This window comes from Rugosibacter aromaticivorans, from assembly GCF_000934545.1.
Taxonomy (GTDB): domain Bacteria; phylum Pseudomonadota; class Gammaproteobacteria; order Burkholderiales; family Rhodocyclaceae; genus Rugosibacter; species Rugosibacter aromaticivorans.
This window is the reverse complement of the sequence record NZ_CP010554.1, coordinates 1,228,145-1,241,058: the sequence shown is the minus strand read 5'-3', so window position 1 is coordinate 1,241,058 and position 12,914 is coordinate 1,228,145. Positions and strand designations below refer to the sequence as shown.

11 protein-coding genes are annotated in these 12,914 nt (G+C 55.5%); 3 read left to right on the top strand and 8 right to left on the bottom strand.

Annotation, left to right across the window (positions count from 1 at the left end; translation table 11 throughout):
- Positions 1-93 precede the first annotated feature (93 nt).
- Entirely contained in the window at positions 94-1,041 is a 948-nt protein-coding gene (locus PG1C_RS06185; RefSeq protein ID WP_237218308.1) for a DNA ligase, read from the bottom strand.
- 93 nt (positions 1,042-1,134) lie between these two features.
- Between PG1C_RS06185 and recQ the strand changes: the two genes are divergently transcribed.
- Both recQ and PG1C_RS06175 read left to right on the top strand, forming a co-directional pair.
- Positions 1,135-3,021 (top strand): DNA helicase RecQ, encoded by a 1,887-nt coding sequence (gene recQ / locus PG1C_RS06180; protein WP_202636516.1) that lies wholly within the window; start codon positions 1,135-1,137, stop codon positions 3,019-3,021.
- A 124-nt stretch (positions 3,022-3,145) separates the two neighbouring features.
- On the top strand, positions 3,146-4,390 hold the full coding sequence (locus PG1C_RS06175; protein WP_202636515.1) for a nitronate monooxygenase: 1,245 nt from the start codon (positions 3,146-3,148) through the stop codon (positions 4,388-4,390).
- Positions 4,391-4,415: 25 nt separating this feature from the next.
- Here the strand turns inward: PG1C_RS06175 and PG1C_RS06170 are convergent, their stop codons facing one another.
- The 4 genes from PG1C_RS06170 to PG1C_RS06155 are packed head-to-tail and all read right to left on the bottom strand — an operon-like array spanning position 4,416 to position 8,854.
- Entirely contained in the window at positions 4,416-5,735 is a 1,320-nt protein-coding gene (locus PG1C_RS06170; RefSeq protein ID WP_202636514.1) for an MFS transporter, read from the bottom strand.
- Entirely contained in the window at positions 5,732-7,786 is a 2,055-nt protein-coding gene (gene recG / locus PG1C_RS06165) for an ATP-dependent DNA helicase RecG (RefSeq protein WP_202636513.1), read from the bottom strand. The genes PG1C_RS06170 and recG overlap by 4 nt, the downstream gene beginning before the upstream one ends.
- A complete protein-coding gene (locus PG1C_RS06160) occupies positions 7,779-8,159 on the bottom strand; it encodes a Rid family detoxifying hydrolase (RefSeq protein WP_202636512.1) in 381 nt (126 codons plus the stop codon). The genes recG and PG1C_RS06160 overlap by 8 nt, the downstream gene beginning before the upstream one ends.
- 41 nt (positions 8,160-8,200) lie before the next feature.
- Positions 8,201-8,854: an SPOR domain-containing protein gene (locus PG1C_RS06155; RefSeq protein ID WP_202636511.1), complete on the bottom strand. Its 654-nt coding sequence runs from the start codon at positions 8,852-8,854 to the stop codon at positions 8,201-8,203.
- 210 nt (positions 8,855-9,064) lie between these two features.
- On the opposite strand from PG1C_RS06155, the gene mog reads away from it, so the two are divergent.
- The gene (gene mog, locus PG1C_RS06150; protein ID WP_202636510.1) at positions 9,065-9,661 is read left to right on the top strand and encodes a molybdopterin adenylyltransferase; all 597 of its coding nucleotides are present in this window, start codon (positions 9,065-9,067) and stop codon (positions 9,659-9,661) included.
- A 19-nt stretch (positions 9,662-9,680) separates the two neighbouring features.
- On the opposite strand, the gene PG1C_RS06145 is transcribed toward mog, so the two are convergent.
- The 3 genes from PG1C_RS06145 to PG1C_RS06135 all read right to left on the bottom strand — a co-directional run bounded on the left by PG1C_RS06145 (position 9,681) and on the right by PG1C_RS06135 (position 12,869).
- Positions 9,681-10,340: an alpha/beta hydrolase gene (locus PG1C_RS06145; protein WP_237218307.1), complete on the bottom strand. Its 660-nt coding sequence runs from the start codon at positions 10,338-10,340 to the stop codon at positions 9,681-9,683.
- An 86-nt stretch (positions 10,341-10,426) separates the two neighbouring features.
- Positions 10,427-11,299 (bottom strand): GGDEF domain-containing protein, encoded by an 873-nt coding sequence (locus PG1C_RS06140; protein ID WP_202636508.1) that lies wholly within the window; start codon positions 11,297-11,299, stop codon positions 10,427-10,429.
- A 115-nt stretch (positions 11,300-11,414) separates the two neighbouring features.
- The gene (locus tag PG1C_RS06135) at positions 11,415-12,869 is read right to left on the bottom strand and encodes a M17 family metallopeptidase (protein WP_202636507.1); all 1,455 of its coding nucleotides are present in this window, start codon (positions 12,867-12,869) and stop codon (positions 11,415-11,417) included.
- Between the last annotated feature and the right edge of the window lie 45 nt (positions 12,870-12,914).

Genomic DNA, 12,914 nt, shown 5'->3' with positions numbered 1-12,914 from the left:
TAAGAATTCACGATGCTTTCACTTGCAGCTGAAGCAGCTGGAAAGACAATATCGCCGTCCCGCCAGCGCCGACTTTTCACGGTGTGCTGCTTTTCATAGTGCATCGCGCACCCGCCAGTACCGCGGAAAACGAGGGATGCCATTGACGCTCAACTGCTGATAGCGATAGGTAATGGTAGCGCCCACGGCGGGGGGATGGCGCCTCGTTGCCTCATCCAGCCCGCTGCCAATGCGGAAGCGTTTTCCTTCTGCATTTTCAACCAGAAGCGCGCCCACCATGCCTGTGTAACGCCCTTTACCGGGGAGATAGCCAATGACCACCGCCTCAGCGTCTTCTGCCGGTTTGAGTTTCAGCAGATCATCGCTGCGCCCCGTGTGATACAGCGCATCGGCACGATGCAGCATGAGGCCTTCCCCGCCACCGGCTATCACTTCGCGATAGCGCGCCATGAGTTGCGCAGCATTCGCCACCCGAAACTGCGGCACCCCCTGCAACCAGGGAATTTTCGCTTGGTCGACTACCACCCGCATCTGCTCAACGCGCTGGGTAAAACTCCCCGAGGCACCCGGCACTCCCGACAGCTCAGGCAGCTCGAAAATCATGTAACGCACCTGACGCCATTCGGCATCCACCGGGGGAGTTTTACGCACGATGGCCGAGAGCGCATCGAATGCGCCACGCCCCAGCCAAAGCTCGCCATCCAGTGGCTGTGCGGGCAAAACGGCAGTAAACCAGTCGGGTGCAGGCACGATGCGCCCGCTGCGAAAGCGCAACTGATGACCATCCCATATCGCACGTACACCATCCAGTTTTTCACTCACCCAAAACGCTGCCGGGTCGCGGCCATGCTGCCATACCTTGGCTAGCAACATCTCTGTTTTCTTTGCTGCGTCGATCGATGGCACGGGAAACGTTTCTTCCGCTGCAGTCGCCGCAGCCTCGGCAGGCAGCACAGCCATACCCCCCACCGAAACCCAAAAACCGGCCACAAATAAAAAAGCCCAAGAAGCCACTAAAACCATCCGTGAAAGACGATGCATCTTTACCCCCACTCTTTCTCATTCAGAACCAAGGATAAACAGCATAATGTGAAAAACCCTTTTTTGACTGGCTGAACGCTGTACAACCCTCTCATGTCCCCCGCACTCGAAACACTGCACCGCATCTTCGGCTATTCCTCATTTCGTGGCCCGCAAGCTGAAATTATTGATCACCTGATTGCGGGCGGTGACGCCCTGGTTTTGATGCCAACGGGCGGCGGAAAATCACTGTGCTATCAAATCCCCGCCCTTTTGCGCACGGGCACGGCAGTGGTCGTCTCTCCGCTCATCGCACTCATGCAAAACCAGGTGGATGCCTTATTGCAAGCCGGGGTGCGAGCGGCTTACCTGAACTCATCGCTCGATTACACTACTGCCAGCGCCACTGAACAGCGGCTGCTGCGTGGCGAGCTGGATTTGATCTATGTCGCCCCGGAACGCCTGCTCACGGACCGCTTTCTTTCCCTGCTTGATCACCTGGATACGCAGGGACAGCTCGCGCTGTTTGCCATTGACGAAGCGCATTGCGTTTCACAATGGGGGCATGATTTCCGTCCGGAATACATCCAGCTCTCGGCTCTGCACCAGCGTTACCCCAACATTCCGCGCATTGCGCTCACCGCCACGGCTGACGCGCTCACGCGTCAGGAAATCATCACTCGCCTGGGACTGGATAGCGCACGTATTTTCATTTCCAGTTTTGATCGGCCAAACATTCGCTACCTGGTGGTAGAACGCGACAATCCGCGCCAACAACTCCTGGAGTTTCTGGCTAACCATCAAAACGAAGCAGGCATTGTGTATTGCCTGTCGCGCAAGAAAGTCGATGAAACCGCGGCCTGGCTGGGTACTCAAGGCTTCACCGCTTTGCCTTACCACGCCGGGTTAGATGCGGCGACCCGACAAAAAAATCAACAACAGTTTTTACGCGATGAGCCCGTCGTCATGGTCGCCACCATTGCCTTTGGCATGGGCATCGACAAGCCCGATGTGCGCTTTGTCGCGCATCTCGACCTGCCCAAAAGCCTTGAGGCCTACTATCAGGAAACCGGCCGCGCCGGGCGCGATGGCGAACCCGCCGAAGCCTGGATGGCTTATGGCTTAAACGACGTCGTGATTCATCGCCAGCGCATTGATGAATCCGTCGCAGGCGAGGAACAAAAACGCGTTGAACGCGGCAAACTCGACGCCCTGTTGGCCTGGTGCGAAACCACTGATTGTCGGCGCGTGTTTTTGCTCAACTACTTCAGCGAAGCGGCGGCACCGTGCAATAACTGCGATACCTGTCTGAATCCGCCGGAAATCTGGGACGGCACCGAAGCGGCGCGCAAAGCCCTATCGGCAGCATTACGCACCGGCCAGCGATTTGGCGCGGGGCATTTAATCGATGTATTGCGTGGCAAAACCACAGACAAGGTTCAACAATTCGGACATCAAGAGCTACCCACTTTCGGCGTGGGTGCTGATCTGGACGATCATGGCTGGCGTGCGGTATTTCGCCAGCTACTTGCCACGGGTCTACTGCACGCTGACGCTCAGGCCTATGGCGCATTACAACTCACCGAATCCGCCCGCCCCTTGCTGCGCGGCGAATGCACACTATCGCTGCGCCGGGCAGCAGCGCGCACACGCAAAAAGTTCCCGCAGGGACGCACAGCGCTGGCGCAGGCGATACGGCAAGTGCGCCCATCATCGACGCCTGCCATTCACTCGACATCGATCAATGCGACCAGTTCAGTCCATGCAACCCATTCGCCGATCATCGATGCCTTGCGCGCCTGGCGCTCAGAGCGTGCGCGCGAACAAGGCGTGCCGGCCTATGTGATTTTGCATGATCGCACCCTGCACGAACTCGCCGCGCGACGTCCGCACTCGACTGATGAGCTGCTTGATATACCTGGTATTGGCCAGGCCAAGGCCGACCGCTATGGAGAAGCCCTGCTCAGGGTATTGATAAAGAATTTTTCCCCCGCGCTGTAAGCGCAGACTAGCTAGCCGGGGGATAATACGCACATGAGGCCAGCGCGCAGCCTCGCAGCCAGTATGCGATTTTGTGCCCTGTGCGATCTGAATTGCTTAGCCCGACCCTCAAGAAAGAAACTGAATGAAACGTGTCGATGATTTTCGTCTGCAACTAGGCTCACATGAATTAGTGCCCATCATGGTAGGCGGCATGGGCGTGGATATTTCAACCGTCGCGCTCGCCCTTGAAGTCGCGCGCCTGGGTGGGGTGGGCCATATTTCGGACGCCATGGTACCCACGGTGTCTGATCGTCGGTTCAACACCAAATTCGTCAAAGACAAACTTCAGCAATACAAACTCAACGTTGCAAACTCTGACAAATCCAGCGTCAAGTTTGACCTCGGCATTCTGGCTGAAGCTACCGCCCTGCACGTACGGCACGCCATGGATGCTAAACAAGGCACCGGGCTGATCTTCGTCAATTGCATGGAAAAGCTGACTATGAACGCGCCAAAAGAAACGCTGCGCGTGCGCATGAGTGCTGCGATGGACGCCGGTATTGATGGCATTACCTTATCGGCCGGCCTGCATTTGGGTACCTTTGCCCTGATTGAAAACCACCCGCGGTTTCACGACGTCAAGCTGGGCATCATTGTTTCTTCGCTACGCGCCTTGCAACTCTTCCTCAGAAAAGTGGCTCGCACCAATCGGTTGCCGGATTACATCGTGATCGAAGGCCCCCTCGCGGGTGGGCATCTGGGCTTTGGCATGGATTGGGCTCAGTATGATCTCGCCACTATTTTTGTCGAAATCCGTGACTGGTTAGCCGAGCAGCACCTCACCATTCCCCTGATACCGGCAGGCGGTATTTTTACTGGTTCTGACGCCGCAGACTTTCTGAGCCAGGGCGCCGCCGGCGTGCAGGTGGCGACACGCTTCACCGTGACACACGAATGTGGCTTGCCCGATCACGTCAAACAGGAATACTTCAAAGCCAGCGAAGAAGATATCGTGGTCAATACCATTTCGCCCACCGGCTACCCCATGCGCATGCTGAAAAGCAGCCCCGCCATTGGCGATGGCATTCGCCCCAATTGCGAAGCCTATGGCTACTTGCTCGATGCCTCGGGTAATTGCCAATACATCGATGCCTACAACCGGGAAATTGCTGCACATCCCGACGCCAAAAAAATCAGGGTCTGGGACAAAACCTGCTTATGCACGCAAATGCGCAACTTTGATTGCTGGACCTGCGGCCAGAAAACCTATCGACTCAAAGACACCACCCGCCGCACCGCAAACGGCGACTATCAATTGCTCACCGCCGAGCAGGTTTTTCACGACTATCAATTCAGCATTAACAACGAAATTGCACTCCCCGATTAACCATCGATGGTCGCAAGACTCGTTCTTACATCTTCGGCAACGCCCAATACAGCCCACTCACCGCCGCCACATTCGCCAAAGCGATCAGGGCGAACAGCGCAGGAATCGAAACACCTGTGGCGAGCATGGCTGCTGCACCGAGTGCCCCCACCACCATAAACAAAGCGTTAATAATGTTGTTGGCAGCAATCATGCGGGCACGATACGCGGGCGCACTGGCCTGCTGCAGCAAGGTGTAAAGCGGCACGGTAAATAAACCGCCACAGACACCCAGCCCCGCGAGATCAGCTAATACGCGAAAAATAGTGGGTTGATGCAACAGAGCAGTTGCGCTCAATAAAGCGCCTGTGGCTAATGGTGGCACACCAAGGCCAATAGCCTGCGAAGCAAAATAAAGATCCAGGGCAAACAGGCTCAAACCCAAACCTCCAGCCAAAACCAGCAGCCGGGTACGAGTCCGCCGCTGACGCGTGAGCCATTCGCAGAGGAATGCCCCCGCACCGATGCCCACAATGAAAGCGGCCAAGAGTAACGTAACGCTGGTCTCATTCCCGCGCAAAATATCTTTGGCATAGGCCGGAATTTGCACGAGGAAAATCGCGCCATACAACCAGAACCATGAAATGCCCAGCAGCGCGCCAAAGGCGGGACGATTCTGCCGCGCGTAAGCCAGATTGCGCAGAGTCTCGGCAAACGGATGACGACTCACGCGTAAAGTCGGCGCTGGTGGCACGGCGACAGGAATAGCGCGGGCAGCAAAATAACCACCCAGGGCAATGACTCCACCGACCGCGGGAATCCACACGGTGAATGCCGCCATGCTGGCCAAAAATCCACCCAGCAAAGTGCCCGACAGGATGGCGATAAAGGTGCCCGTTTCAATCAGCGCATTGCCCCCCATGAGCTCTGCCGCGTCAAGATGCTGCGGCAAAATGGCGTATTTGATCGGTCCAAACACCGTCGAATGTAGCCCGAGTAAAAAGAGCGCAAGCAATAAAACCGGCAGTTGTTGCATTAAAAAGCCCGCACCGGCGATGAGCACAATGATCAGCTCAAAGAGCTTCACCCACCGCGTGAGCCAGGCTTTGTCGTATTTGTCGGCAAGCTGTCCGGCACTGGCAGAAAACAGGAAAAACGGCAAAATGAAAATGCCTGCGGCAAGATTCGCCAGCACGCCTGGCGAGAGCACGGTCCAGCGGGCGGCCTGAAAAGTGAGCAGCACGATCATCGCATTTTTGATGACGTTATCATTCAAGGCCCCTAAAAACTGGGTGATGAACAGAGGCAAAAACCGCCGCTGGCGCAAAAGATTAAGTGGACTAGGCGGGCGGGAAGAATCGCTCATGCTTTTAAGAACTCCTCTCGCCCACCCAGCCAGCGGTCGAGATGCGCCTGGGCAATCGCGGGGGCATCCGTCAGCAAGGTATCCGCCAGTTGCCGCGCCTGTTCAACCAACGCGGCGTCTTCCAGATCCGCATAGCGCAACAGGGGTAAACCACTTTGCCGTGCGCCGATAAATTCGCCTGGCCCACGCAGACGTAAATCTTCCCTTGCGATCTCGAAGCCATCCGTGCTTTGAAAAATCACTTTGAGCCGCGCACGCGCTGTCTGCCCCAACGGCTGGGCGTAAAGCAGAATGCATACGGACTGCGCCGCCCCGCGCCCGACGCGGCCGCGTAACTGATGCAACTGCGACAGACCAAAGCGCTCAGCGTGTTCAATGATCATCAAGCTGGCATTGGGCACATCGACGCCGACTTCAATCACGGTCGTTGCGACCAGCACATGAATCTGATTCGCGGCGAAGGCCGCCATGACAGCGGCTTTTTCTTCGCCTTTCAACCGACCATGCACCAGCCCGATGCGCAGATCGGGTAGGTCAGCCAAAAGCTGCGCGAAAGTGTCTTCAGCGGTTTGCAGTTGCAGGGTTTCGCTATCGGTAATCAGCGGGCACACCCAATAGGCTTGACCACCTGCGCGACAAGCATCGCGTACGCGGGCGATGATCTCGTCACGTCGTGTTACCGACACCAGCCGCGTGCTCACCGGGGTTCTGCCCGGCGGCAGCTCGTCAAGGACGGAGACATCGAGATCTGCGTAGTAGCTCATCGCCAGCGTGCGCGGAATGGGTGTTGCCGACATGGTGAGCTGATGCGCAAAGCGACCTTTTTCTTTCAATGCTAACCGTTGGCGAACACCGAAGCGATGTTGTTCATCCACGATCGCCAGCCCCAGGCGATGGAACATCACGCCTTCTTCAATGAGCGCATGGGTGCCTATCATCAACACCGTATCACCAGCGCCGACTTTTTCGAGCACGACGGCCTTGTCCCGCCTTTTCAGGCTACCCGTCAGCCAGGCCACCTCAATCCCCAAGGGCGCCAACCAGACGGAGAGTTTACGGTAATGCTGTTCAGCAAGAATTTCAGTCGGCGCCATAAGCGCTGCCTGATAGCCTGCCTCGACGGCATGCAGCATGGCCAACGCGGCGACGATGGTTTTACCGCTACCCACGTCGCCCTGCAGCAAGCGTTGCATCGGGTGTGGCTGAGCCAGGTCGCAAGCGATCTCATGCCATGCGCGTTGCTGCGCACCGGTTAACCGGAACGGCAACGCGGCGAGCAGCTGCTGCGTGAGCGTGCCGTTGGCCACAAGCTGCGGCGCGCCGCGGGCACGGCGCGCCGTATAAGCTCGGCGCAAGGATAGTTGCTGAGCCAAAAGCTCATCAAACTGCACGCGTCGCCAGGCTGGGTGATGGCGCGATTCAAGTTGCTCAAGTACACACGCGGGAGGTGGCGCGTGCAACAGACGCACCGCATCGGAAAAAGCCGGCAATCCGAGCTTGGCCAGCGCATCAGCGGGCAAGGTGTCGGTGAGATCGCCCCGTGCCAGAGCGCGGTCGATCAATCGACGCAAGGTAGCCTGCCCCAATCCGGCAGTGGTAGGATAAACCGGCGTTAGACTCGTGGGCAGTGCCGCAGAGTCTGCGTCTGAATTTGCCACAACATGGAACCGAGGGTGGATAATTTCACCGCCCGGAAAACTGTCGCGCAATTCGCCAAATACCCGTAACCGCGCGCCAGGCTGCAGCGCTTTTTGCTGGCTCGGATAAAAGTTCAGAAACCGCAGTGTAAGCATGCCGCTGTCATCCCGAGCACGCACCACTAATTGGCGTCGCGGGCGAAATACAATGTCACAGCTGACCACCACGACCTCAAACTGCGCGGCCACCCCAGGGAGAGCATCACTCACGACAGTGATGCGGGTTTCGTCCTCGTAGCGCAGTGGCAGATGCAGCACAAAATCGACATCACGGCGCAAACCCAGCCGCGCCAAGCGGCCTGCCAGCGTGTTGCCAGCCGACCCCGCTGCTTTTTTTTCGCGACGTTCAGCCAATCACCAGAACCGCATCGGCCTCGACCAGTGCATCACGTGGTAGCGCTTTAACACCCACCGCAGCCCGCGCTGGATAGGGCGCACTGAAATACCGCGCCATGACGTCATTCACTCTGGCAAAGTGAGCAAGATCCGTGAGATAAATTGTCACGCGCACGGCGTCATTGAGCGTCGCACCGGCCGCTTCGCTGACAGCTTTCAGGTTTTCAAAGACGCGCACAATCTGTGCATCGATCCCCTCAACCATTTGCATGGTGGCTGGATCAAGGCCAATCTGGCCCGACAAATATACCGTATTACCCGCTTGCACGGCTTGTGAATAGGGGCCAATCGCGGCAGGAGCAGCGGGCGTTGCAATGATTTTTCGACTCATCGATGAATTCTCGGAAAAGTTAATAAATAAGGACAAAATAATTACTTCAGCATCACCAACACACTCTCTTCAATGCCCAGCGCCTTGAGCTTGGCACGTGCCTCCTCCGCCTCTGCACGTGTGGCAAAAGGGCCCACATGCACTCGGGCTTCAACCACAACAGGTACTCCTTGCGCCTGCATTTTCTGGCGTAGCTTTTCCGCATTGGCAACGGTATTGAATACACCCAACTGCACGCCGAAATGTTGCGTTCCCGAGGTTTTTTTCGCCGGGATGAGTGGCTGAGAAACAAATACTTCTGTGGAGTCAGCCATTGTCATTGCGGGCGGCGTTGCGTGGGCAGCCGCAGCAGGCTGTGCTCCGGTAATATGAACAATACCGGCTTGCTGCTGGGTAACATCTCCGGCACCTGTTACAGGCGGAGCGATCGGGGGTGGCGACTGACCAGCTGGCGTGGCGGGTAAAGGTAGCGGGGGCGATGTTGGCAACGACGGAGATGTCGATGGTAGCTGTAGCGAAGCGCCCTGCGAAACCCACGGTAAGCCGCTGGAGCGCAGCGCACCCCCAATAACCCAGAGGCCAAGCAGGCCCACCGCAATAATGGTGATCGTCGCAATCCGCGTGACAGTGCGATCTTTAATTGCCTCGTCCATAATGGGCGATGATTCTTCTCGTGTATCTACGTCATCTACCATCGTTATTACCTTTCGCCACCGCTGTCTGGTTACTGCATTAAGCGCTTCGCGCATCAACACCCAATCAAACCGGCCTTGATCATACCGCGTCTGTGATCACATTAAAATGGGATCATCCCATACGTGTAAAAAGTCGGCGCTGATTTGAATCCATGTCTGGATAACACATGCCAATCATTCATTTTTTTACTATCTACCTGCACCAACACTATGAATAACGAACTTTGTATTGGCCTTGTGTCTATTTCTGATCGCGCCTCCAGCGGCATGTATGCTGACCAAGGCCTGCCTGCCTTGGAGGCCTGGTTTACCGACGCGCTCGTTTCACCCTGGCGGATGGTGACGCGATTAATTGCCGATGAGCAAGCCTTGATTGAACAAACGCTGATTGAATTATGTGACACCGCAGGCTGTCATCTGGTGCTGACTACCGGCGGCACGGGCCCCGCGATTCGCGATGTCACTCCTGAGGCAACGCTGGCAGTGGCGCACAAGATCATGCCGGGCTTTGGCGAACAAATGCGGCAAATATCGCTGCAATTTGTTCCTACCGCCCTACTCTCGCGGCAAGTCGGTGTCATACGGGGCCAATCGCTCATTCTAAATTTGCCCGGCCAGCCCAAGTCAATCAAAGAGACCCTGGAAGGAGTGAGAGACGCAGAAGGCAACCAGCGAGTTCCGGGCATCTTTGCTGCGGTGCCTTACTGTATAGATCTGATCGGCGGACCATACATCGAAACCAATGAGGCGGTGATCAAGGCCTTTCGGCCGAAATCAGCAATCAGGCCAAAGACCGGGGCGCAGTAATAAAACCAGCGCGGAGAGACTAGCTCAGAGCACGGCCTAGCCAAGCGCTGATGTCCACCACCTCTTGCGGGCAAACGGCGTGCCCCATTGCATAGCTTGTCCACGCCACCGGATAGCCTAGTGCGATCAGTGCATCACGTGAGCTTGTCGCCCGATCAATGCTGATGATCTCGTCTTGCGTTCCATGCGCCATGAACACGGGCAAATCAGCATTCACTAATTGGCGCTCAGCGGCAAGTTTTCCGGCCAGTGGCAGATAAGTTGACAAGGCCATCACACCAGCGAGCCGTTCAGAATGCCGTAACGCCGTCATCAAGGCTACGGCACCACCTTGCGAAAACCCTGCCAGCACAATGCGGAGAGCAGCAATACCACGCGCACGTTCGCGTGCAATCAGTGATTCGATATGTTGTTGCGTTACACGCAGACCGGCTTCATCTTCACGCAGGCCACCCATCGAGAAGATGTCATACCAGGCGCGCATAGGCATGCCATTGTTGATCGTCACGGGGCGTACCGGCGCATGCGGAAACACAAAGCGAACAGCAAGCCGGGGTGGCAAGTTGAGTGCCGGCACAATGGGTTCGAAATCATGCCCATCCGCACCCAATCCATGCATCCAGATGACTGCCGCATCAGGCGATTTGCCAACTGAGTTGCCGACTTCAATTTCAACCATTTGGGAAGATTCATTCATAGATAGCGCGATTTTGCGTACGATGTTGCGTAGCTCGATACTTCAATCAACTGTTACGTAAAGCTCGCTTACAGCTTACTTACATCACCCACATGAATTTCTTTCATCACCAAATCACCCCGGGAGTGAATTCGAGCATTTTTTTTCATTAGATACATTTTCTCATCAGCAATCCGCAACAGCTCATCAACATTTTTGCTTGCGCCCGTCCCGGTAACCCAGCCTACTGACAAAGCAATAGGCCAATCTTTATTTTTAAACTCTGCCTTTGCTATCTCAAGAATTCGGTTGGCTAAAATCTCACAAGAAGCATCGTCTGTTTCCGGAAACAACAAAGCAAACTCATCCCCACCAAAACGGGAAACCACATCGCCTGCTCTGGAGTTATTGGTGAGAATCACAGACAAGACTTTGAGCGCTTCATCTCCTACGTTATGGCCTTGCTCATCATTCAGCAGTTTGAATTGATCGATATCGATGAAGAGCAGTGAATAAGGCTTGCCCGAACGTTCGCTCCGCGATTGCTCAGTGGCAAACCGATCAGTGAATTCGAGACGGTTGGCCAGATCAGTCAGCACATCCTTGCGCGAAAACTCTCTTTCGCGCCACACTTTGGCCATCACGCGACCAATGACGGTAAAGGTAACGCTGCGCGCGAACGCGTTCAGTAGCAACGCACTCCATGGGTAATCCGGATAAACCGCAATAAACTCGCCTGTGGTCCAGATAATACCGACAAAAATACCAACGATTGTCGGTACATGCGTATCTGAACGACGCAGCGCTCGAACCGAGCTCAAACGTGCCGCATGAATGATAGGTACGCAATAGAACACGTCAAACGAGTAATAGGTGGCTGACTCGCGATACGCAACGAAAGCAATGAGTAATACTTCGGCAACGATACAAATAAAATTCCAGCAATTATTGGCTATTCTCATTTGGCTGTTCCATGATGGACTTAACACTCAATGCGCTAAATATCATGGTATTAACCGAATTTTTGGGGGAATAGAGTATAGCATTGCTCACCATGCCGTCGTCTCTACCCTGAATTCAGTCCTGGGCAAGCAAGGTAACACCCCAGGCCACCCCAAAACCCGTGAGATCACTGGCCACAGCACCCAAGCCACCGGTACAGCTGGCGGCGGACAGATCAACATGCAACCAGGCGCGCTTGCTGGTAAAGCGCTGAAGAAACAGTGCTGCCAAAATGTGATCCGCCTCGCCATCCAGCGTACATTGCTTGACATCCGCTACTTTGGATTCAAGCGCAACAGCATAATCTTCCGCCAGAGGAAATACGCAGACCCGTTCGCCGCTGGTCACGCCTGCCGCTACGGCCAAATCAGCCAGGGGCGCTGCGCTGGCAAAAATGCCGGAATGCCTCGTCCCCACGGCGGTATGCATTGATCCGGTGAGGGTTGCGAAGTCGACCACGAGATCAGGTTTGTTGCGTGTCGCCAGCGTCAGCGTGTCGGCCAGCACCATGCGGCCTTCGGCATCGGTATGTACAACTTCGATGGTCGTGCCATCAAGCGCGGTGATGATGTCATTCTGTTTATACGCTGTGGCTGAAATATGGTTATGGGCAATCGCCAGCCAGCAGTCAATAGCCACCGGCAACTGCATTTCAGCGGCAGCCAACGTGATCGCCAGTGCAACGGCTGATCCATTCATATCTTCGTGCATGCCTGCCATAGAGCGCGCAGGTTTGAGATTATGGCCACCCGTATCAAAGCAGATGCCTTTGCCCACGAGTGCCACGTTTTTTAATTTCTTTCGTGTTTTATTCGCCGGAACCGATGGCCGATAAGTCAGATGCACAATTGCCGCATCATCGTCATGCGAACCCTGGGCTACGGCACAAAAAGCACCAGCACCCATTTTTTTCAACTGCTTTAAACCATATTCCTCAATGCCCAGGCCGTGCTCTTTTACCAGGCGCCGAATACGTTGGCGATAGGTCGCAGGCGTCAGCTCATTCGGTGCAAGGGCAGTCAATTCGCGTGCGAGATTATTCGCCTTTGCCAGGGCAATGACCGGGCTAAGATCAGCCGAGTCAAGTGGGCTGAATAAGTCGATCTTTGCCAGCGCTGTGGCGGATTTTTTCTTGCGTACTGGCAAAGGGAAGCTATTCACCAGTGCCGTAAACAAAAGATCACGCGAAACATCAGCATCAGTTGCCCACAGGGCCAGCGTTTTTGGTGATTCCTCTAGCAACAGCATCACCGCTTTACGCAACCGGGTAAGCTGCTCGAAGCGAGAAAGCGTTGCATCGCTCATCAGTAGCGCAACACGACGACCATCAGGAAGATCAATAGCCAGCGGGGTCTTGGCCAGCCTGGGCAGTGTCAGATCTTTACGTTTCAAAACGGCCAGCCATTGATCGCGTGCGGGTAAATCAGCGGGCAAGCTGGTCGCTAGGGGAATCAAAATCAATACATGGCTGATGGTATTCAGTAAAGAAAATTCAACTGCAGGATGAGTGGCAATTCTGGGCAAAGACATGGCATGCTTCCGGTTAAAATACGCGTTTGATTATATGCTCACCAG